The organism is Nostoc sp., from assembly GCF_036917275.1.
GTDB lineage: Bacteria > Cyanobacteriota > Cyanobacteriia > Cyanobacteriales > Nostocaceae > Nostoc.
Genome location: NZ_JBALDF010000041.1, coordinates 114977 through 136619, shown reverse-complemented (window position 1 = coordinate 136619; position 21643 = coordinate 114977). Strand labels below are relative to the sequence as shown.

The 21643-nt window shown below is 39.7% G+C and carries 19 protein-coding genes; 9 read left to right on the top strand and 10 right to left on the bottom strand.

From position 1 onward, the window contains the following. Positions 1–150: 150 nt before the first annotated feature. The 5 genes from V7K35_RS15795 to V7K35_RS15775 all read right to left on the bottom strand — a co-directional run bounded on the left by V7K35_RS15795 (position 151) and on the right by V7K35_RS15775 (position 4474). Entirely contained in the window at positions 151–429 is a 279-nt protein-coding gene (locus V7K35_RS15795) for a hypothetical protein (protein WP_335080198.1), read from the bottom strand. Between the two features lie 116 nt (positions 430–545). After that, the gene (locus V7K35_RS15790) at positions 546–1493 is read right to left on the bottom strand and encodes an FTR1 family iron permease (RefSeq protein ID WP_335080197.1); all 948 of its coding nucleotides are present in this window, start codon (positions 1491–1493) and stop codon (positions 546–548) included. 201 nt (positions 1494–1694) lie between these two features. Beyond that, complete coding sequence (locus V7K35_RS15785; protein WP_104906910.1) at positions 1695–2129, bottom strand: ferritin-like domain-containing protein; 435 nt, start codon at positions 2127–2129, stop codon at positions 1695–1697. 123 nt (positions 2130–2252) lie between these two features. Next, complete coding sequence (locus V7K35_RS15780) at positions 2253–3284, bottom strand: ComEA family DNA-binding protein (RefSeq protein WP_335080196.1); 1032 nt, start codon at positions 3282–3284, stop codon at positions 2253–2255. Between the two features lie 164 nt (positions 3285–3448). Further along, positions 3449–4474, bottom strand: coding sequence for a multicopper oxidase domain-containing protein (locus V7K35_RS15775; RefSeq protein WP_335080195.1), 1026 nt, complete (start codon positions 4472–4474; stop codon positions 3449–3451). A gap of 691 nt (positions 4475–5165) precedes the next feature. On the opposite strand from V7K35_RS15775, the gene V7K35_RS15770 reads away from it, so the two are divergent. Further along, positions 5166–6767, top strand: coding sequence for a glycosyltransferase family 39 protein (locus tag V7K35_RS15770; RefSeq protein WP_335080194.1), 1602 nt, complete (start codon positions 5166–5168; stop codon positions 6765–6767). 55 nt (positions 6768–6822) lie between these two features. Beyond that, on the top strand, positions 6823–7971 hold the full coding sequence (gene cofH / locus V7K35_RS15765; protein ID WP_442939732.1) for a 7,8-didemethyl-8-hydroxy-5-deazariboflavin synthase subunit CofH: 1149 nt from the start codon (positions 6823–6825) through the stop codon (positions 7969–7971). A 116-nt stretch (positions 7972–8087) separates the two neighbouring features. Here cofH and V7K35_RS15760 read toward each other — a convergent pair whose 3' ends face one another. Beyond that, positions 8088–9779 (bottom strand): alkaline phosphatase family protein, encoded by a 1692-nt coding sequence (locus V7K35_RS15760; protein WP_335080193.1) that lies wholly within the window; start codon positions 9777–9779, stop codon positions 8088–8090. A 414-nt stretch (positions 9780–10193) separates the two neighbouring features. Between V7K35_RS15760 and V7K35_RS15755 the strand changes: the two genes are divergently transcribed. After that, positions 10194–10868, top strand: a complete 675-nt coding sequence (locus V7K35_RS15755) for a response regulator transcription factor (RefSeq protein ID WP_335080192.1) — start codon at positions 10194–10196, stop codon at positions 10866–10868. 70 nt (positions 10869–10938) lie between these two features. Further along, positions 10939–12171 (top strand): sensor histidine kinase, encoded by a 1233-nt coding sequence (locus V7K35_RS15750; protein ID WP_335080191.1) that lies wholly within the window; start codon positions 10939–10941, stop codon positions 12169–12171. A 40-nt stretch (positions 12172–12211) separates the two neighbouring features. Here V7K35_RS15750 and V7K35_RS15745 read toward each other — a convergent pair whose 3' ends face one another. After that, positions 12212–12421, bottom strand: a complete 210-nt coding sequence (locus tag V7K35_RS15745; protein ID WP_335080190.1) for a PepSY domain-containing protein — start codon at positions 12419–12421, stop codon at positions 12212–12214. A 146-nt stretch (positions 12422–12567) separates the two neighbouring features. After that, positions 12568–12843, bottom strand: coding sequence for a hypothetical protein (locus tag V7K35_RS15740; protein WP_335080189.1), 276 nt, complete (start codon positions 12841–12843; stop codon positions 12568–12570). Between the two features lie 234 nt (positions 12844–13077). Here V7K35_RS15740 and V7K35_RS15735 point away from each other — a divergent pair, with 234 nt between their 5' ends. From V7K35_RS15735 to psb27, 4 genes are all read left to right on the top strand, one after another. Next, positions 13078–13845, top strand: coding sequence for a COG4705 family protein (locus tag V7K35_RS15735; RefSeq protein WP_335080188.1), 768 nt, complete (start codon positions 13078–13080; stop codon positions 13843–13845). A gap of 41 nt (positions 13846–13886) precedes the next feature. Next, the gene (locus V7K35_RS15730; protein ID WP_335080187.1) at positions 13887–14630 is read left to right on the top strand and encodes a COG4705 family protein; all 744 of its coding nucleotides are present in this window, start codon (positions 13887–13889) and stop codon (positions 14628–14630) included. A gap of 32 nt (positions 14631–14662) precedes the next feature. Further along, positions 14663–15361, top strand: a complete 699-nt coding sequence (locus tag V7K35_RS15725; RefSeq protein ID WP_335080186.1) for a phosphatase PAP2 family protein — start codon at positions 14663–14665, stop codon at positions 15359–15361. Between the two features lie 270 nt (positions 15362–15631). Beyond that, complete coding sequence (gene psb27, locus V7K35_RS15720; protein WP_335080306.1) at positions 15632–16036, top strand: photosystem II protein Psb27; 405 nt, start codon at positions 15632–15634, stop codon at positions 16034–16036. Positions 16037–16315: 279 nt separating this feature from the next. On the opposite strand, the gene polA is transcribed toward psb27, so the two are convergent. Continuing rightward, complete coding sequence (gene polA, locus V7K35_RS15715; RefSeq protein WP_335080185.1) at positions 16316–19255, bottom strand: DNA polymerase I; 2940 nt, start codon at positions 19253–19255, stop codon at positions 16316–16318. 212 nt (positions 19256–19467) lie between these two features. On the opposite strand from polA, the gene V7K35_RS15710 reads away from it, so the two are divergent. Further along, positions 19468–20337: a Cof-type HAD-IIB family hydrolase gene (locus V7K35_RS15710; protein ID WP_335080184.1), complete on the top strand. Its 870-nt coding sequence runs from the start codon at positions 19468–19470 to the stop codon at positions 20335–20337. A gap of 181 nt (positions 20338–20518) precedes the next feature. Here V7K35_RS15710 and V7K35_RS15705 read toward each other — a convergent pair whose 3' ends face one another. Continuing rightward, positions 20519–21430: a DALR anticodon-binding domain-containing protein gene (locus tag V7K35_RS15705; RefSeq protein ID WP_335080183.1), complete on the bottom strand. Its 912-nt coding sequence runs from the start codon at positions 21428–21430 to the stop codon at positions 20519–20521. Positions 21431–21643: the final 213 nt, after the last annotated feature.

Below are 21643 nucleotides of genomic sequence, written 5' to 3'. Positions count from 1 at the left end.
AAAGGATCAGCAAAAAGAGTTGTTGCTCTTTCTTCTCTTTTTGCTGACATTATCTTCTCGACTTGATCAAACAAAAGTTATCGGAATCACTGGTAGTAAATTATTTAAGAATGACTCAAGATTCAAGGATATTCTCCGTGTTAGCAAAGGTCAAGCAATTTTGGATAATGGAATTGCTGATTTTGGATTGACAATGTTAATGCGTCCGTCTGCAATGTCAATGCGTCCCTCTACAATGCCAATGTGTTCGTCTGCAATGCCAATGTGTCCCTCTGCAATGCCAATGTGTTCGTCTGCAATGCCAATGTGTCCCTCTAAAATGTCAATGCGTCCCTCTACAATGCCAATGCGTCCCTCTACAATGCCAATGTGTTCGTTTACAATGCCAATGCGTCCCTCTGCATTTAAAAACGCTACAATTTTATGCAAAACTGTACTTAGCTCAATAAATATAATTTAAAATCTGATTTGCAGATTCTACTTTGACTGGGAACGAGGCAAAAAATATAAAATTGACTGTGCTTTTAATCTTTTGCAGAACTAATTTATTTTTGAGCAAAAGGGATATTCTTTTTACCTTCAGGAGAAGCACCTCTAAGGCTGCGTAAATACAGTCCTCCAATGACAAGTAAAAATGCCACATATCCTACTGCTTGTACAAGATAGAGATTCTCTGTGTAACCAAATAAAGATTTGAGAATAATCCCAGGAAACTGTTCGTCAGGCAAGATTGTGGAAGTATTTGAAACTATTGGCCCCAAAATACAGGAGTGGACTTTAGTAAAACGTTCGTAATAGAAACAAAGGCTTTCTGTGGCACGACTGCTAAGGGCAAGGTTAGCTACAGCGTCGTCAAAATGTTTCAAGCCTGAAACTACCAACCCAGCGACAATCAACACTAATAAAACGCCCATTACCTGGAAAAACTGGCGGATGTTAATTTTGACACCCCATTTAAATAGCAGCACTCCAATGGCAGATGCCGCTACCAAACCAGCAATAGCACCCGATGCTGGCATTAATCCCTGTTGAAAATTAGCAGCAACAAACAGAACAGTTTCAAAGCCTTCACGGACAACGGCAACTAAAATTAAAGTAAAAACACCCCAACCAGCATTTGAGTTTTGTGTCAGTGCTTGTGTAACTGCTCCCTCAACTGTAGCTTTCATAAATCTGGCTTGTTTGGTCATCCAGATTAGCATCCAACTGAGCATTGCGATCGCTAATACACTAAACACACCTTCTAACCCTGGCTCAACTACAGAGGTGTATTGAGGATTCACTGCTCCCAGTACTGGAATTATCCAACTGAATAGCACACCGATTAAGGTACTGACGACAATGCCAACGCCGATACCAGCATACACCCAAGAGTTGAGTCGCGATTGTTTAGCTTTTTGGAGCAAAGCTAGGACAATGCCAACAACAAGGGCAGCTTCCACTCCTTCTCGAAGTGTTATTACAAAAGTAGGTAGAGCAGTACTAAAATTCATCTTTTATCCTTTGTCTTTTGTCCCTGTACCCCTTCTCTTAAGCAAGCTACGCGCAGCGTCTCCCTTAGGAGAAGTTCTTATGGCCGGAAGCCAAAAATTGAAAAATCCAGAGCAGAGGAAATATCCGCTCCGGTTTTTCGCTGCCTTCATACTTCTATCTTTGTCATTAGTCCTTAGCCAATAATTAATGACTAATAACTATTAACCAAAATCACGTAGCATCTTTTTCAATTCGAGATTATGCATCTCTTCTTGCCCAATCATGCCGCGAGCGAATTCTTCAAGATAAATGCTGGCATTGGTGACAGTTTCGAGCAAATCTTTATACAGATCCAATGCCTTTTTTTCATGAGACAAGCTTTCTGCCAAGATATCCTTGACTTTATGCTGGTAGGTTTCTTCCATTGGGGCAATTTTCAGGGAGGGATGCCCATCTAAACCGGTGAGAATTTCTCCCACTTGTTCGGCATGAAGTAAAGACTCACTTGCCTGTGCTTTGAAAAAAGCCACAATTGGAATACGGTTAGGACCAGTCACCATCAAAGAATAATGTGTATAGCGCACTACCCCTGCTAGTTCAAATTCCATGATGGCGTTCAGCAGGTCAATGGTCTTTTTCTGGTCAAGTTCTTGCATCAGTTGTTAGTTCAAGTAACGAATAGAGTGTAATGAGTTAGGAGTAAGTAATTCGTAACTCCTAATGATTTCCTCATTTTAAACTCTTTACCCTACCCTTCCCATTAAATGAAAGTGTTATCGCTATGCTTTGGTATTAGATTTGTCAACCACTTTTTGAGAGTTTTCCTCAATGGTTTTCACTAGCTTAGTAACATCACTAGGAGTTTTGACTGCTTTTGCTGGTGGGATGGCGGCGGGCCAAACTTTTATTAGTTCAGCGAAACTACTATCGATCGCTTTGTGTGCTTCGGGATCGGCTTGAGCTACTTGACTAGAAATTCCTTTGTATAAATCATTGGCGTAAACGACAAAACCACGAGAGTCTTGATACTCAATAGGCGCGGTTATTTTACCATCTGCGATCGCAGCACCATATTCGGAGTTAGCTGAATCTAGCAATTCGTTAATTACCTGTAGCACAAATCCTGGTTTGGAGCGTTGTGCTGCTGGCAAAGCTGCGATCGCTCCGTCAACTGATTGCATTGAAGAAGCAAAATTAGTCTTAACTTTACTATCTTTTGAATTAGATTTCACTAAATCTTGCAAACTCACCAAAGTTGTCTTAAATTCTTTGACTTTGCGCTCATTCAATTGTTCTTCTACGTCAACGTAAATCTCCTCAACTGGATGTCCTATATGAGGTTCTGCCTGTTTCGGCTGATTTTGATCTAGTAGTTCTTGTGCTACCAAAAGATGCCCTTTCATTAAGCCTAATTTAGACATATAGTCAACATCTTTTGCCTCACCTGTGAGTACCACTTCTTGAACACCAACCTGGTCTTTAATTTGGTTGAACTGCTCTTGAGTAATTACTTTTTTAGTAACTAAATCTTCTGGGCTGCCATAGGGACGACCTGCCTGAATTTTGTTGGATAAAGCCGGGACACCTAGCTTGGCTTCAAACTTATCCAATTCTGACAATATTGCAGTGTTAATGTTAATTTTTTCTTTGCTACTGTGATCACTATGACTGTTCTCACTGACTGCCTCTGTAGCTTGAGGGCTAGTAACTGGTGCTGAGGGATTTTCTGCCGTTGGTGTACTACTACAGGAACTTAAGGTAACTATTGCCGCAGCTGCCACTGTTAAACAGATATAGCGAAATTTTTTCATTTCTGATCCTCGCACAACTAAAAAAGGCATTAATTGAAACATTTCAAACTATTACTATCAGGTAGTTTGTTTGACATATTGTCATAGATATTACTGTTGCATATAATGAGATTTTTTATCAACTATTTATTTAAAAATTTAATTACGAATTACTAATAATATTGTCAGGAATGTTTAACAGGATTTTGAGAGTTGCTCTGGGCAAGTACTTCAAATTGACCCATGCAACCGTTTTCTGCGATCGTATCCTGATGGGGATGGAACATATATTTACCTGGGTAGCGAAAAGCAAATTCCAAAATGTGCCTTTCGGCCATACCCATCGTAATCACATCAGCTTTCTCGCTAGGAGTCATACTCATGCCATAGCGATAGACATCAAAGAAGTTGGCGTGGAGATGAAACGTCACTACCGGATCATATTCAATGATGTTGAGAACATATAGCCGAATCAACTGATCTTGGTAAATAGGAATGGGATGATCCATGTAATGATGGGGCGAACCGTTGAAGGCATAATAATCATTATGGCCATCATCATTCACGTCATACCCAGCCATGACTAGTACAATTTCATCAGCCGGGGGACGGGGCGTAGGTGGATCGATGATAAACATTCCGTACAGTCCCTTGGCGATGTGACGGGTAACTGGTTCAATATGGCAGTGGTACAAGTGTACTCCATAGGGTTCAGCATCAAATTCATAAATTGTGGCTTTGCCATTGCTGATTGGGCGAACCCCATCCATTTCTGCCGGATGAACGCCATGAAAATGCAAAGAGTGAGAATGTCCTGCTTTGTTGAAAAAAAGCACTCGCACGCGATCGCCCTGTTTTGCCCGTAGCGTTGGCCCTGGTATGCGACCGTTCAAATCCCAGATGTTGTAAGATACAGCACTATTGAGTTTTATTATGGAAGTATCGGCAGTTAATTGAAATTCTCGGATAGTCCGCCCATTTTCCTGCTTTACCGTCCCATAATCAAAATCCCTTAACATTTTCATCGGGTTAGTACCGTCGTCTGGTGCTTCCATATCTAGTGGTGGCACTCTGACTATTGACTTACTTTGTAGATTTAGCATCTGCCAAAGTCCAGCTGCACCAATCACTCCAGCACCTGCTAGCCCTAGCTTCAAGAATTCACGACGGCTCCACGGTTTTCCATTTCCTAGAGCGAAGTTGTTGGGCATGACATTTAGTTACGGTTAGCACCAAAAAAGAATTGTAAAAGATTTGCAATTGCTAAATAGAGGAATGAATAATTATTGTCAATAATTATATATTACATCAAAACTGCTAATTAGGTTGTGAAATCCAGAACAAGCGAGAATCAGTCTCGGAAAACTCTAGCAAAAGTCTCTGAGTTTTAACAGTATTTATACGTCATTTTATGTATAAACCATATACAGAGAGAACTAATTATTTCATAGTTATTCCTGATATGCTTATTGCTTTCGGAGTATTTGGAGAAACCTTAAATTTGAATGTTCAGGAAAATTCAATCAAATATAAATATTTTTGTTATTATAGCAGCTACTTTACTATCACTTGGAGTGTTGGGTGGTTAGGTTATTGGTGGACAGCAAGAACTACAATAAGGAGAAATTGCACCACATTCAGTGCGCCTTTTATTAAGTGCATTGACAAGTAGTGGTGAAACCTTTTTTTTAGATAATGGTTTATGTAAACCAATCCGCTTAGGTTAAGCTTTTTTTCTCCTTGCTTCTCCTGCCTACCTTAAAAAATAAATTTCCTTAACTTGTTATGAAGCAGCTTGCAACGGCTCTTAACTTTATTAATCCTAAACGTCTAAAAAACTGGTTTACAAACTGCTGCTACTGTACTTTATGAACCTGTAATCAACGTTACAATTCGATATTTATGATAAACAGACAATCAGTATTTGCAAAATATTTTCCTCCTATTTGGCTACGATTTTTAATCATTATTTTATTAATCTTAGGGATATTTTTTCGCTTTGCTTATCTGGATCGAAAAGTCTACTGGCACGATGAAGCTTATACATCATTACGAATCTCTGGTTATACTAAGACAGAATTTGTTCAACAAGTATTTAATGGGCACGTGTTTGCTGTTGGAGATATTCAAAAATATCAACAGCCTAATTCTGATAAAGGTTTAGTCAATACAATCAACTCTTTGGCGGTGGAGGATGCTCAACATCCTCCACTTTATTACGTGATGCTTAGATTATGGATGCAATTTTTTGGCAATTCAGTAGCGACTACGAGAAGCTTGTCAGCCATAATTAGCCTGCTAGCCTTTCCTTGCATTTATTGGCTGTGCTTAGAATTATTTCAGTCACCCATAACGGCATGGATAAGCGTAGCTCTTCTAACAGTCTCGCCCTTCCATGTGCTCTACGCCCAAGAGGCAAGGGAGTTCGGTTTGTGGATGGTGACTACTTTGCTAGGGAGTGCCGTACTGCTGCGAGCAATAAGGCTGGGTAGCAAGCAGCTTTGGGGGATTTATGCAGTAACAGTGGCACTAGGATTGTACACCTTTTTGTTTTCTGGGTTGATGGCGATCGCCCACGGTATTTATGTATTTGCCATTGAACGCTTTCGATTTACTAAAAGCGTTAAAGCTTATCTAATAGCAACTAGCGTTGGCTTTTTAGCTTTTGCTCCTTGGATTTTAACTGTTATTAATAGCTTGTCTGAAATTGATCGCACAACAGCCAGCGCTCACACCAGACAATCTCTGTCAGTTTTGCTTTCTAATTGGATTAAGAATATTAGCTATTTATTTGGTGATTTTTGGCGCTATGAAGTATTTTTTCCAGATTTGAATTTGCCAGTTTTACGCTGGGGTCGATTTTTAATTCCCTTAATACTAATCTTGGTAGTATATTCCTTCTTATTTCTTTATAGTCATGCAGGGAAACGAGTTTGGTTATTTGTTTTTCTCTTAAGTGGAGTACCTGCTTTAGCTCTCATATTGCCTGATTTGATTATTGGAGGTAAGCTCAGTCTGCGATCTAGATATGTCATTCCGTGTTATCTGGGCATTCAGCTAGCTGTTGCTTACTTGCTGGCGGCTCAAATTATTTCTTCTAAGTTAATAACCCGCAAATTTTGGCAATTAGTAATGGTAGTAGTAATTTCCACTGGAGTTGTATCCTGTACCATCAGTTCTCAAGCCGAGACATGGTGGAATAAAGGCAGCCATGCCAACCCTAAAATAGCTCGAATCATTAATCAAGCTAATCACCCACTATTAATTAGTAGCAATTATTCTCTAAATATTGGTGACCTAATGTCTCTCATTCATCTGCTAGATGAAAAAGTGCAGATGCAATTGGTAATTGAACCAAGTATACCACACATTCCTGATAGTTTCAGCAATCTATTTTTGTATAATCCTTCTAAAATATTTCGATCTGAGCTTGAGAAGAAATACAAACTGGTCGATGTTTTCCAGTATAGTAGGCTGTGGCGCCTAGAAAAGAAAAGCAGCTAAATTTTATTATTTACAAGATCAGAAAATTAATATTTACTGAGAAATTAAGAAAGTAATGCTGACAAAAATTACTGTTGAAAAAATTCTTGAACGTGTCTTGATGGGATACGACTTATCTCTCGAAGAGGGAGTGGTATTGTTAAAACAAAGTGAGCCAGAAGCGATCGCAGCAATACGTGATACATCCGACACACTCCGCCACACTCAAGCAGGCGATACGGTTACATACATAATTAATCGTAATATTAACTTTACTAATATTTGTGAGCAGCACTGTAGTTTTTGTGCTTTCCGTCGAGATGATGGTGATGTTGGTGCATACTGGTTAGATTCGGCGCAAATTTTAGAAAAAGCGACAGATGCAGTGCAACGGGGTGCGACGGAAATCTGTATGCAGGGGGGATTAAATCCACAAGCGCAGATAAATGGTAAATCTTTACCCTATTATCTCAAGGTCGTGGAAACCATTAAGCAGGAATTTCCTCAGATACATCTCCACGCTTTCTCTCCTCAAGAAGTAGAATTTATCGCCAGACTTGATGGACTTGGGTATGCTGATGTAATTGCTGCTTTGCGCGATGCTGGTGTTGACTCAATGCCAGGAACAGCAGCTGAGGTGTTAGACGATGAAGTAAGGCGGATATTGTGTCCAGAGAAGATTGACACAGCCACTTGGCTAGAAATTGTCAGCACAGCTCATAAATTAGGCTTGCATACCACTAGCACCATGTTATCTGGACATATTGAAACCCACGAGCAGCAAATCGGGCATTTAGAAAAATTGCGATCGCTCCAACAAACCGCTATTAATCAGGGATATCCAGCAAGGATAACAGAGTTTATTTTATTACCCTTCGTTGGCCAAGAAGCGCCCAAACCATTACGTCGCCGTGTCGGACGCGATCAACCAGTTTTGAGTGATGCACTGCTGCTAGGCGCTGTGGCGCGGATTTACTTAGGTAATTGGATTCCTAACCATCAGCAGAGTTGGGTAAAACTGGGGCTTGCAGGTGCAACGGAAGCCTTAGTTTGGGGTTGTAATGATATCGGCGGCACATTGATGGAGGAACATATTACCACAATGGCAGGTGCTTTGGGTGGTACATGTATGGAAGTGGAAACCTTGGAAAATGCGATCGCTTCTTTAGGAAGACCTTACCAACAACGCAATACTCTTTATCAAAAAGTTAATAGTTACTCTTAACTCTTATCTCTGTGTTCTCTGCGCCTCTGCGGTTTAAAAGTAATTTATTTCACCGCCGAGGCGCAGAAAAAAAACAGCCTTTACAACTCAGCTAATCTTCAACCCTTAACTTAGTTTCAACCATTTATGAGTTGCTTGCATCGTCTCCATAGAGAGACAGTTAACATCAAGCCCATAAAAGATAACAAGCCAAGATTCGTATTTGGCTCTGGGACTGCACGAATATCAGAAATTTCTAAACCTGGTAATTTTTTAGTACCTTCCTTCACAGCACCCTGTAATAACTCAGGATCTAACCCCAACGCATCTAGAGCCGTAACAGCAACTTGAGTTGTTTTTACCGTCTGCGTTTGGATTGTACCTTTGAGTCCAGAAGCTAAAACCCCACTAGCAGCAATTAATCCAACATGGGTATCGTCATCCGAAAAACCTCCATGTTCAGCCCTTTTTGTACTATCTGAAATTACATATCCAGGATTCAATTTGATAATTAAATCTGGTGTACGGTCATCTGACAACGGATTGCCAAAGCCTGCTTGTTGTAGTGCATCACCAGATAACACCTCATTAATTGCCGGATTATTCAGATTCTTTAAAAGAGTTGTCGCAGTATCAGCTTGGCTTTGATCTGCAAGCCAAAATAAGCCAATATCATCTTGTGTTGCTTGATTTACAGTAATCCCAGCTTTTTCTAAAACATCTGTAAATGTGTTTTCAGAAATCAGAGTAGCTGTCCCCTCACGGGGATTTTGACCGTGTTTTGCTGTCAATACCACTAATGTTGAATCAAACAAATTTTGTTGCTTCAATGCATTAACTATGTTCCCGATACTAGCGTCTGTATGTTGTAAAGCATCAACGAAACCTGGCGAAGGTGTTCCATCAGCAGCAATTCCACCATCGCTACTAGCATCTTTCTGAGCAACACTGAGAGCTTGAAAGTTCATGCCAAAAATAGCAGGAGTTCCGGGATTAGTGATGCCTTGAGAATCCTTCCCAACTATTTGGTTTAAAAGCGCATTTACCTTTAAGTCATCATAAGCCTCTGTAAGACTAGTGCTTTTAGTTGTGGTTTTAAATGTGAGATTACTAGGATTTTTAGCTGTTGATTGATCGACTAACTTGCCATTTTCCAAAGCTACTTTCGCATTGATTTCTGGAGCATAAAAGTCATCAACTCCCTTGCCTGAAGGCCCATTAGCAAGGTCATAGGCAGGATGTTTGTCAATAAATGCGGTGTGTAACCCGGCATCGTGGGCTACCTCAAAAATTGTATTGACATTCAGGTAGTTATGAGGATAAATAGGTTTTCCTGTGCTGTCTACTGGCAATTTACTTGAATCAATGCTACCTTTCCCAAAATCACCTCCTCCACTAAGAAGATTAGAGTTTTTATCAATGCTTTCATCAAAGAGAACTTCAGTACCAGCAGGACTCCCTAGTTGACTTAATAATGAGCGACTATATGAATTGTCATAATAAACCCCTGTAGTTTTTGGGCTTGCTCCTGTTAAGTAGTTCAATTCACCAGGAAAGGAATCGGATGGTATGCTGCTAAAGGCGTTAGTGTAAGTAACACCATCTGCTTGCAAATTCTTAATATTCGATAAATAAGGTTGAAGCAAAGGATCAGCGATATCAGCATCATGTAGTCCATCTACTGATAAGAGCAACACATGTTGATAAAGGCTGGCTGCTGTTGCTGCTGAGTTATTAAATTGTAAAAATGTCTGTCCTGTTAAAATAGTTGTGCTGAAAATCACTGTTTTTAAAACAGTAGGTAGATGAAAATTGCTAAATCGAGTCATCCTATTTATGTCCTTTCATTGATAAAGTAACCTATGCATTGTTCTAGGTTTGTGGTTATTAACGTTATAAATCAATAGAAATTAATAGTTAAATAACCGAACGTAACTCAGCTAAAACAATACAATATATTGTGAAAACTGCTTATTGACAAAGGTATTTGGTTCCTAAATTAGACAAGCTTAAATTCCTCTATTTCTCCTTATTCCACTCGAAGTAACTATTTAATTTAGGAATTGGCCATTTAAGGAATTAGCTTGATTAATATTACATTTTTTAAGCATTCATAAAAACATTAATCAAACTAAATTAAGTTCAGGTTAAGAATATATGATAAAAGTTTTAAGATTAACCTTATAGTTCAGATAATCCTGATTCGGTGTTAGCAAGCCCTAATGATTTAGAGATAGAATATTATGAGAATTTTGATAGTTGAAGATGACGATCGCATTGCTAAACCATTAGCCGAGTTTTTAAGACGACAACACCATATTGTGGATATAACAACCGATGGTTTTGCAGCCTGGGAATGGTCGCAGTCAGGATTATATGAGCTAGTTTTATTAGATTTAATGCTTCCTAAATTAGATGGAATTAGTTTATGTAAGCGTTTACGCGCTACTTCATCTAATGTTTTGATTTTAATGCTGACAGCAAAAGATACAACAGACGATAAAATTATAGGACTCGATGCTGGTGCTGATGATTACTTGGTTAAGCCATTTGAATTAAAAGAGTTAGCAGCACGCATCAGGGCTTTAGCTCGAAGAACTCCAGATATTCGTCCCCAGATTTTAATCCACGGTGATTTGCAACTAGACCCAGCAACTCAACAGGTTACTTATGCAGGAAATATCATATCATTAACTCCTAAAGAATATATGATATTAGAATATTTTTTGAGAAATCCCAATCAAGTTGTCACTCGTTCTGCAATTCTTGACAAACTGTGGGACTTTGATAAATCTTCGGGAGAAGGAAGTATTAAAACTCATATTACAAATTTGCGGAATAAACTTAAAGCATCTGGAAGTTCAGAGGACTTGATTGAAAATATTTATGGCATTGGTTATCGTCTAGGACATAATTAAAATAATTAAAAAAATATTAATTTTAGATATAATTTACTTAATTATTTAACAAATATATAGCGAAAATAATGTGTTTAAAAAAATTAGATATCGTTTATTATTGTCTTATTTAGTAGTGTTTGCATCGCTGCTAGGAATATTTGCGATCGCAGTCCGATTTGCTTTCACTCGCAGTCTGAGTGAGCAAATAACAGATAAACTCATAGCTATAGGCAAAGGTGCGGCTGCAAATGTAGAATTTGAAAAAGGTCGCCTAACAATTGAAAGTGACTTTCGTCCACAAGACTTAATTGCTTATCATCAAGGATTACAGTGGTTTGATACTCAGGGAAATTTAATTAACCAACAAGGAAAAAGTGTTTTAACTTTACCTTTCTTACCAAACAAAAGGGTACAAATTCAGAGAGGTAAAGTTCCTATCCAAGTGGTGACTGTTCCAATTATTGCTAGCGATAATGGTGAGCTTGTTGGGTATGTAAGGGTGAGCCAATCTTTAGAAGAATTTGATGAAACTCTGCAAAAACTAGACTGGGTATTAGGGGGTGGAATTATTATAACTTTGCTTCTTAGTGGTATTGGCGGAATTTTGCTAACTCGTCAAGCAATGCAACCCATTGAAGAGAGCTTTCAAAAACTCAAACAGTTTACTGCTGATGCTTCCCATGAACTACGCAGTCCGTTAATGGCTATCAAAATTAATGCCGAGTTACCGCTACAATATCCAGAAGAAATAGGCCCAAAAGATGCAGAAAAGTTTCAGGCGATCGCCAGCGCTACTAACCAGATGACTCGCCTCACAGAAGACTTATTATTGTTAGCACGCACCGATAAAGTCCCGACTCAGAATAGGGATACTCTCAATTTAACGTCAATATTAGAGAACCTAATACAACTGTATAAACCTCAAGCTGAAGCTAAACAAATTAACTTTAAATTTCAATTAATTGCTAATTTTCAGCTAATAGGTGATTCAGTTCAATTAACGCGACTGTTTACTAATTTAGTTGAAAACGCACTGTGTTATACACCATCAGGAGGCGTAGTCGAAATTAAAACTAGTCGCATCGGTTCCCAGCTTTATGTCAACGTGCAAGATACAGGTGTGGGAATTGCACCAGAGCATATTGACAAGGTTTTTGAGCGTTTTTGGCGAACAGATCAGTCTCGTTCTTATTGGTCAGGTGGTTCTGGTTTAGGGCTAGCGATCGCTCAGGCTATTGCCCAAAGTCACGGTGGATTAATTAGTGTTACGAGTCAATTAGGAGTTGGTAGTTGTTTTACTGTGCATTTACCAACCTCTTGACAATGTGATTTTAAGTTCCTTACTTACCATCATCATTGGTTTAGCGATCGCCATCACTAGTTTCTTTAACTTGAATACTACTCTTGGGACGAGTTGCTTCATTCTTCTCATCTTGTTGATTAGCATTTTCAGCGTAGAGAACTTTGCCGTTACCAGCATCTACTGTAACTTCTTGCTGACCAATTTCTACAGCATAAATTAAGTTACCATCTTCATTTTCGAGTTTGACACTTTTTGCCTTACCTCCCACAGATACTTCAACTGCTTGCTGTGCTTGTTGTGCTGTAATTTTAGCTAGCGGTTGCAGTTTTGCCGCTTCTTGTGCATCGTCGTTGGTTTCACCGTCTCCATCACTGGCTTCAGCAACTTTAGTAACACTTAGGACTTACGCACACTCTACGAATTCTCGGCGCTCTTGGCGTCTTGGCGGTTCGATAAATTAAGCTTTTTAGCAATTTTTGCGTAAGTCCTAACACTATGATGCTGGCGTGCAATTGCTACAAAAGATTGTGGTTGTTTTGCAGACACAACTTTCGACAATTCAGCAAGTCCTAAAGTACCAACAAAAGCTGCTACCAAAATAATTTTTGTTGAAGTCTTCATGCTTGAAAAATTCCTTGAAGTCTGGGCTTGTATTTTCACTGTAGGTAATAAAAGTCCAGAAATAGTCAAGATTGATTTGAGTTCAACAAATTTAATATCAAATGGTGAAATTAATTTTTAAGTAGACATTTCAGCTATTTTTAGTGTTTCTACCAGGATAAAATTCAGTTTTCAATCAAATCTTGACTATTTCTTGACTTTTGCTGTGTAAAGTACAATCACTCAGTAATTTATGGCAACACAGCTAACTTTAGGATGTGATGTAATCTCACTTCTACGGAAAAATCAAGAAGGAGAAAGATTATGAAAAAGATATTAAACAGGGTTCCAGAGGTGACAATTTACTTCTGGATTATCAAGGTTCTGGCAACCACAGTAGGTGAAACCGCAGCAGATTTTTTGTCACCAACACTGAACCTTGGTTTAGGCATTACATCTTACATTATGAGCGGCGTGTTATTGATTGTGCTGTTGAATCAGTTTAAGCTTAAACGCTATGTTCCAGCAGTTTTCTGGTTTGTAGTCGTTTTAATAAGTATCGTTGGCACACTAATAACTGATAGATTAGTAGACGAGCTTGGAGTTAGTTTGGTGACAACTACTGTAGTTTTTAGTGTTTCCTTGTTGTTAGTTTTTGTCCTCTGGTATTCAAACGAAAAAACATTAGCCATGCACTCGATCAATACAGCTAAAAGAGAGCTTTTTTATTGGGTGGCTGTTTTGTTTACGTTTGCCTTGGGTACTGCAACAGGAGACCTTTTAGCAGAGTCTTTGGGACTAGGTTATGCACAATCAGCACTGATATTTGGCGCTTCAATTGCAATCATAGCGATCGCTTATTATTACTTGTGGATGAATGCAGTTTTGGCATTCTGGTTAGCTTACATCTTGACTCGTCCACTTGGAGCATCTATAGGTGATTTACTATCCCAATCTACTACAAATGGTGGCTTTGGTTTTGGTACTGTCGGAACCAGTATCCTTTTTCTTTCTATAATCATAAGCCTGGTTATTTACTTAAGCCTTAAGCAGAAGAAACCAACCTTACTGCCGATTGACCGACAAGACTAATTAGCGATCGCTGACTTACTATTTTTTATTGTGAAAAATAAATGAACAAAGTTGCAAAAGTCACAATTTTCTTCTGGATCATGAAGATCATCGCCACAACGCTCGGCGAGACGGCAGGTGACTACATCTCAATGTCTCTTGGGCTAGGGTATTACGTAGCTTTTGCCGTAACGTTCGCCATTCTGGCTATTTTACTGTTTTTTCAAATTCAATCCGACAGATATCGTCCAGTCCTTTATTGGTTGGCCATCATCGCTACAACCACAGCTGGAACCGAAGTTTCAGACCTGATGGATCGATCTCTTGGGCTGGGTTACGCAGTGGGATCGCTTATTTTGGTAGCTGGTCTGTTGAGCATTCTTGCCATCTGGTACTACCGCGATCGCGATCTGAGCGTTTATCCGATCGCTAGGAAAGATGCAGAAACCACCTACTGGCTAGCTATCGTGTTCTCCAACAGTTTGGGAACGGCTTTTGGTGACTTTCTGACAAGCAACTTGGGACTGAGCTATATCCAGGGCGCATTCGTGACAGCCAGCGTCATTGGTGTTGTCATCGCCCTTCACTACGTAACAAAGTTGAGCGATATTCTCCTGTTCTGGCTCGCGTTTATCTTCACACGTCCCTTCGGAGCCACCTTCGGAGATTTTCTTACTAAGCCAGTCAAAAATGGCGGTCTATCACTTCCAAGGGAATATGCTTCGGCGATCGCCTTTATCCTGCTGGCAGTTGTGCTATTCTTTTCCGTGCGAAAGGAGAAAAAAGTGCATCACCCAATTGAGTGATTGCGTTTAAGCATAATGAATAAAATTAAAGTATGCTCCAAAAAATTTATAATTTCTGGTTGCGTCATATACATCCTCGTTTAGCTCCCTTAATTGCGACAATTGGTATTGTTGGACTTGCTAGTTGTCTGCTCATTCTTTTTGTTTTAGCAAAACTGGCTGAAGAGGTTTTGGAGCGAGATGCTTTTGCATTTGATACTACTTTTTTGTTGTGGCTACATCAGTTTGCCAATCCAAATTTAGATAACTTAATGCTATTTATTACAAATCTTGGTAATCCTAGTACAGTGGTTATAGTTGCAGGTATTACTGTCTTATTACTTTGGTGGCGACGTTACCAAGAAAAAGCGAAAGTTTTTATATTTGCTTGCTTAGGAGGATTAATTTTAAATACAGGGCTAAAGTTGTTTTTTTCTAAACCTCGCCCAGAACTGTGGCATCAATTGATTTATGAAAAATCCTTTAGTTTTCCTAGTGGTCATGCACTAGGCTCTATGGTACTTTATGGTTTGATTGCTTACGAATTAGCAACTCACTATCATCATTTTGCCAAAGTTATTTACAGTTTAACTGTTATTTTAATTGCTGTTATTGGGATCAGCCGCTTATATCTAGGAGTGCATTGGCCCACAGACATAATTGCAGGTTATGGAGTCGGTTTTTTGTGGCTGATGATATGTATTACGATGCTTAAATTGCAAAGATTGAAGCAAGAAAAATTAGTTGATTAAATCTTTAAATATGTACATTTAAGGAGTTGTTGTTGGTAAAGTCTCTCGCAAAGAAGGCATCTGGGTGAGAATTGTCTCATCAGATTTTTTAATCACCCGATTTTTTTGCCCAATATGCTTGTAAATGAGCGCCTTTTAGGAAAAAAACAGCCCAGCCTACTCCTTAGTACAGACGCGATTAATCGCGTCTCTCCCCATTCCCCACTCAATTGATCCCCAAGTTACCAATTCAAGATAGGATAGACGTTGATTTACATATTCTTTTACTTAATGCATATGAAGCGCTATTGGTCGCGTTTGCTTGCGCTGGTTTTGGTTGTATCTATCGGCTTAATGGGCTGTTCTGGCAGTCCAGATAGTTTAAGTGGGGATTATCGCCAAGACACCTTAGCTGTGGTCAATGTTATGAGACAAGCTCTGGATGTATCACAAGATTCACCAGACAAAGCAGCAGTTCAAGCAGAAGCGCGTCAAAAAATTAATGACTTTTCAGCTCGCTATCAGCGGGTTAACTCTGTTTCTGGTCTTGGCTCCTTTACAACCATGCGAACAGCCCTCAACTCCCTAGCTGGACATTACAGTTCTTACCCAAATCGTTCTGTACCCGAAAAACTCAAAAATCGTTTGGAGAAGGAGTTACAGCAAGTTGAAGCAGCGCTTCAGCGTGGCGCTTAACTCTTAACTATTGCGTGCTCTATCATCAATCAAGGGTCAATACTTTTGACTCTTGATTACTTTGTCAACTTGATGTACCTACTAATATCAATTCTCCGTAAACTTGCATTAATGATTTCTTCTTCCTTCTCTACGAGACGCTGCGCGTTGGCGAAAGCCTCTGGCAGAGATGGCGATTCGTTGAATAAAAATTAAGTACATCTTCATAGCAAATTGGTATAAGGCAAAAGTACTTATAATACCAACGTAATTGTTCAAATCCCCAGTCCCCAGTTCAACTTACTTCGTCTCCATCCAATTTTCACCGACACGCGCCTCGACCAGCAAGGGTACACTCAACTGGACTGCATTTTCCATCACCGATTTAATTTGCGGTTGTAATTCTTCCCACTCCTGAGGGGGGATTTCAAACACTAATTCATCGTGAACTTGCAACAACAAATGCGCCTGATAGTTCTTCAAAACCTCATGCAGTCTTACCATTGCAATTTTGATAATATCAGCGTTGGAACCTTGAATTGGTGCATTAGCAGCCGAGCGTAATAAACCTGCATCATAAGCACCTAAATTCTTTAATTTACTCAGATCAATATCTTCTGGGTTACTACCTTTTAATTTACGCAAACTGTTATTGGTAAAGTCAAAGTAACGACGACGACCGAGAATAGTTTCTACATAACCAAGAGATATCGCTTCTTTTTTGACTCGCTCCAAATATGCAAAGACTTTCGGATATCGTTCATTAAACCGCTTAATAAACTCATTGGCAACCGTTTTATCTATCCCAGTTGAGCGCGAAAACCTTAGAGAACCCATTCCATAAATCACGCCAAAATTGATAGTTTTCGCCATCCCTCGTTCTTCTGAGGTTATATTTTCTTTTTCAAACACTAACCGCGCCGTAACAGTGTGAACATCTTCATTTTGCTGATATGCTTGCACTAATATCGGCTCTTGACTCAAATGAGCCAAAATCCGCAATTCAATTTGTGAGTAATCAGCAGCCACCATTAACCAACCAGATTCTGGCAAAAATGCCTTGCGAATTTGGCGGCTAAAAGCTGTCCGAATGGGGATATTTTGTAAATTCGGATTAGAAGAAGATAATCTACCAGTTGATGTCGCTGCTTGATTAAAATCAGTATGCACCCGTTGGGTATCTGAACGTACCAATGCAGGTAATGCATCAACATAAGTTGATTTTAATTTAGATAGGGTGCGATACTCAATTATCGCCTCAACAAAACCACTTTTATCATCTTCTTGGAGTCTTTCCAATGTTGCTGCATCTGTAGAGTAGCCTGTTTGAATTTTACGAGAATGTTTGGTGCTTAACCCCAACTTTTCAAACAAGATTTGGCTCAATTGCTTAGGAGAACCTAAGTTAAAATTTTCCCCAACTTTTTCAGTTGCTTCCTCTTTTAACCTGGCTAACTCAGTTTCTAAATGCTGCGAAAGTTCTTGCAAATAAGCTGAATTAATGCGGACACCTGTGTATTCCATTTGGGCTAAAACTGCTTCTAGTGGCTGTTCCACTTCCACTAATAGCTTAGATAAAGCTGGAAATTTATCCAGTTCCTCACGTAATTTCGGGACTAAGCCAAAGGTAGAATAAGCATCCATACCGCAGTAATCTGCTACGGCGGAAATATCTATATCAGCGATGGTTTTACCTTTAGGAACTAAATCTAAGTAACTTTTAGCCGTCAATCCCAAATATCGCTGCGCCAAATCCATCAAATTATGACTAGAATCTGGATTTAGAATGTAACTTGCCAGCATCGGATCAAAAACTACTCCCGCCAAATTAATTCCTTGACACTTTAGAACTAAGCGGTCAAATTTGGCATTTTGTAGAGCTTTGGGATAATCGGCACTTTCGAGAATTGCGCGTAGTGTTTCTAGGGCAAAATCTTTATTCAAATTTTCCCCAGTTTTATGCCCCAGAGGAATATAGGCTACCTCATCTGGTTTCGTTCCCCAACAGCAACCAATTCCTACTAAATCAGCGTCTCTTGGTTCTAAATCGGTGGTTTCAGTATCCCAAGCAACGGGAGTCTGTGGATTAGTGAATTTTTGCAAAAGTTTCACTAACTCAGTTAATTTGGCTTCAGTATTGATGATGCGTGGTGTAATTGGGGAAGTAGATTGTTGTGGAACTGCTGCTGTATCACTAGCACTGAAAAACCACAAATCATTATCTTCATCAGTACTCAATTCTAAGTTAGTGTTGGGATTAATTGTGTCTTTTTTAGCTTCTTTTTTTTCTTCAATTTTGCCACCAAAACGTTGCTGGAGGTCGTTGATTTTTCCTAAAAAAAACTTAAATTCTAACTTTTCTAAAATTGGTGTTAGGAGATTTGTATCAAACCCTTTTAATTTGCAATCTTCTAAATTAATTTCTATAGGAACATCCAAAACTATAGTTGCTAAATACCGAGACTTATCGGCATCTTCTTTACCACTTGCCAGTTTTTTCTGAGTTGCGCCTTTAATTTCATCTAACGCAGCATAAACATGCTCAAGGGAACCATAGGTATTTAACAACTGCACTGCTGTCTTTTCTCCAATTCCCTTGACTCCAGGAATATTATCCGATTTATCACCACAAAGAGCTTTGAAATCCACAATTTGTGAAGGTAAAACGCCCATTTTTTCTTTGACTTGTTCTGCTTGAAATTCCGTAATGCTATTTGTAGAGCGCTTTAGGGCATCTGGACTAAAATTCAGAACAGTGATTTCTTTGTCAGAGTCAATCAGTTGAAATAAATCGCGATCGCCAGTCAGAATTTTCACCCTATACCCAGCAGCAGTTACTCGCTGTGCTAAGGTTCCTAAAACATCATCTGCCTCATAACCAGGGGCAGTGAAAATTGGTAAATTGAAGCCATTGAGCAACTCATGCAGGTTTGCTAAGTCGGGAATGAAGTCTTCTGGCGTTTCCGGGCGATCGGCTTTATAAGTATCGTCGGCTTCGTGGCGAAAAGTTGCCTCGCCCAAATCAAAAGCGATCGCCATTGCTTGGGGCTGTTGTGTTGCCATTACCTCCAACAGGCACTTCACAAAACCAAAACATATACTGGTAGGAATCCCCGTTGTAGTCCGCAGTCCTCCATCTCGCCCTTTGGCGAAAGCAAAGTATGAACGATAAGCCAGGGAGTGTCCATCTACGAGGATGAACGTGGGGCGTGTTGCAGTTGCAGAAGTGATTTCAGACATAGCCCTATTTTAGCCAGAAGCTTTGTCAGATAGTTAGCAATTTCAGATGCTCGTTCAGCTTGGCTTTAGCGACAATAGCGCAGTTTTTGCGTACTAATTGCTCCTGTACATAATTTAAGACAAACTGATGTCTACGTATTTGCAGCTTTATTACTCCCCACTGGTTTCTAGAGCCTGTTAACCTCTTACTGGAACTTAAAATCTAAAAAATTATGCACAAAGCATCTGCTACACATTTAGCATCTACTGATAATCAGCCCGCTGCAAAAGACATTAAACTACTAGTTTTAGATATAGATGGCACGATCGCTGGACATTCTAACGCCATTAGTGCAGGTGTAAAGCAAGCAATTGTTGCAGCGCAAGCCCGAGGAATTCAAGTGGCGATCGCTACAGGTCGAATGTATCGTTCAGCCTTGCACTTCCATCAAGACATTGGCTCTACCTTACCATTAATGGCCTATCAGGGAGCTTGGATTCAAGACCCGATCACCCAAAAAGTTCATCGCCATTGGGCTGTTTCCAGGGAAATTGCCCACAAGCTAATCGACTATTTTGAGCAGCCTGAGTTGCGATCGCTCCTATCTGTCCACTTTTACATCAATGATCAGCTATACGTCCGTGAGTTAACTAGAGAAACCCAAATTTATGCAGAACGTTCTGGTATCACCCCGATTCCTGTGGGTGATTTGCGCCAAACCTTAACGAATGAACCAACAAAAATTCTCGCTTTGTGCGATGACACTGATGTGATTGATCAGCTATTGGGGAATATGCGCCGCCAGTACACACCTGCTGAACTTTATCTCACAACATCTGTTGCTACCTTTTTTGAAGCAACTAACGCCTCTGTGAATAAGGGAACTGCTGTGCGCTACCTAGCCGAAGAATTGCTGGGATTACAGACAGCCAACATTATGGCTATTGGCGATAACTTCAATGATGTGGAAATGCTGGAATATGTTGGACTTGGTGTAGCTATGGGCAACGCACCAGCAGGAGTGCAAGCGATCGCTCAGTGGGTAGCTCCTAGCGTAGAAGAAGACGGAGCAGCAGTAGCAATTGAAAAGTTTTTGCTGTAATCAGGGCACTTCTTCAGAGTTAACCCATATAAATCAGAAAGGACACCGACGACTGGCCGTGTTTCGTCTCGGTGCCCTAGCTGGTTCGCTCCTCACACACCTGCTAATGTAGCCCAGGTCATGCATTCAGTCAATAGCTATTATAAAAGTTTTTATTTTCTACCTAAGCGACATTACCGATTTATAATTCCAAGGGCGCAAAAACACCCAAGTTTTCCTCAAGCACATATCTTAATACTGATTGAGTAGCCATAAGCAATCCAAGTCTGGCTTGGGCTAGCTCTGGTGAGGTAATTTTCACCTCACCCCAAATCCGGCAATTAGACCAGAAGTTTTCAAAAGCTTGGCTCAAATTCAGCGCTACTTTTTCCCATTTCACAGAACCGCTAATATCAGGACACTCAATGTTATCTACTACTTGCACTAATTCAGCAATTAGACGACGCTCACCTGGGTGATTTAGCCGCAATGTTCCATCACAATTGAGCCAAGGTAAAGGGTTAGGGAAGATAACACTCCAAAAAGCTGGACTAGTATTTGGAACTGGTTCTCTAAGTTTAATCAATCCTTCTCGGTGAGCCATCAGCACTAGCGAACAGCAACGTGCATGGGCATACTGAACAGCAAACAATGAATTAGGTATTGGGCACTTGTACTGAGCGGCGTCGTTGGCGCAGCCTCTCCAAGAGTTGTATTGGGCATCAATTGTCCCCTGCTCCCCTGCTCCTTCTAAACTCCCCACTGCAAGACTTTGTAACCAAGCCGCTAAGGTAGAGTGAGTTAATTCAAAATGTATCCAGCCAGGGGGAACAATTTGGACGCTAAAAACGTCGCCACAAGTCTTTGATAAATCAGAGGCGATCGCACTGGCAAGCTCCATAGCTTTTCGATTCTGAGATTTTGATAGTCGCAGGGCCACACTTGATATATATAAAACTCTATTTTCATCTCTATCTTTATAGAGATGAATTTTTTCGTCTTTTACGCATATATTTTCTAATTTATAAGTATCAATGCTTATTAATTTTTCCAGACGACTATATAATAGCTGTTTAATTGACGTATATTTCCTAGCTAGTAATTTATAATGCACGTAGTTTTGTTTAAATAGCCATGTAAAATATATTTACTGATTTTCTGTCATCTATCTTGCGAGATAAATATAATTTAGATAAAGAAAAATGAGAAGAGGATAAAATTTGATGAATAATCGATGAATAGTAAGTAAACTTTACTACCATCATTGTACAGTAGGAAGTATAACAAAAGAGTAGAGAGTAATTTGCTTTCTATTCTTTGGATTGGC

What these genes read in the sequence shown, in the direction of transcription:
- V7K35_RS15770 (WP_335080194.1), top strand. Translation starts at nt 5,166, where the DNA reads ATGATAAACAGACAATCAGTATTTGCAAAATATTTTCCTCCTATTTGG.
- V7K35_RS15735 (WP_335080188.1), top strand. Translation starts at nt 13,078, where the DNA reads ATGAAAAAGATATTAAACAGGGTTCCAGAGGTGACAATTTACTTCTGG.
- V7K35_RS15775 (WP_335080195.1), bottom strand. Translation starts at nt 4,474, where the DNA reads ATGCCCAACAACTTCGCTCTAGGAAATGGAAAACCGTGGAGCCGTCGT.
- V7K35_RS15725 (WP_335080186.1), top strand. Translation starts at nt 14,663, where the DNA reads ATGCTCCAAAAAATTTATAATTTCTGGTTGCGTCATATACATCCTCGT.
- V7K35_RS15785 (WP_104906910.1), bottom strand. Translation starts at nt 2,129, where the DNA reads ATGCAAGAACTTGACCAGAAAAAGACCATTGACCTGCTGAACGCCATC.
- V7K35_RS15710 (WP_335080184.1), top strand. Translation starts at nt 19,468, where the DNA reads ATGCACAAAGCATCTGCTACACATTTAGCATCTACTGATAATCAGCCC.
- polA (WP_335080185.1), bottom strand. Translation starts at nt 19,255, where the DNA reads ATGTCTGAAATCACTTCTGCAACTGCAACACGCCCCACGTTCATCCTC.
- V7K35_RS15755 (WP_335080192.1), top strand. Translation starts at nt 10,194, where the DNA reads ATGAGAATTTTGATAGTTGAAGATGACGATCGCATTGCTAAACCATTA.
- V7K35_RS15780 (WP_335080196.1), bottom strand. Translation starts at nt 3,284, where the DNA reads ATGAAAAAATTTCGCTATATCTGTTTAACAGTGGCAGCTGCGGCAATA.
- cofH (WP_442939732.1), top strand. Translation starts at nt 6,823, where the DNA reads ATGCTGACAAAAATTACTGTTGAAAAAATTCTTGAACGTGTCTTGATG.
- V7K35_RS15730 (WP_335080187.1), top strand. Translation starts at nt 13,887, where the DNA reads ATGAACAAAGTTGCAAAAGTCACAATTTTCTTCTGGATCATGAAGATC.
- V7K35_RS15790 (WP_335080197.1), bottom strand. Translation starts at nt 1,493, where the DNA reads ATGAATTTTAGTACTGCTCTACCTACTTTTGTAATAACACTTCGAGAA.
- V7K35_RS15760 (WP_335080193.1), bottom strand. Translation starts at nt 9,779, where the DNA reads ATGACTCGATTTAGCAATTTTCATCTACCTACTGTTTTAAAAACAGTG.
- psb27 (WP_335080306.1), top strand. Translation starts at nt 15,632, where the DNA reads ATGCATATGAAGCGCTATTGGTCGCGTTTGCTTGCGCTGGTTTTGGTT.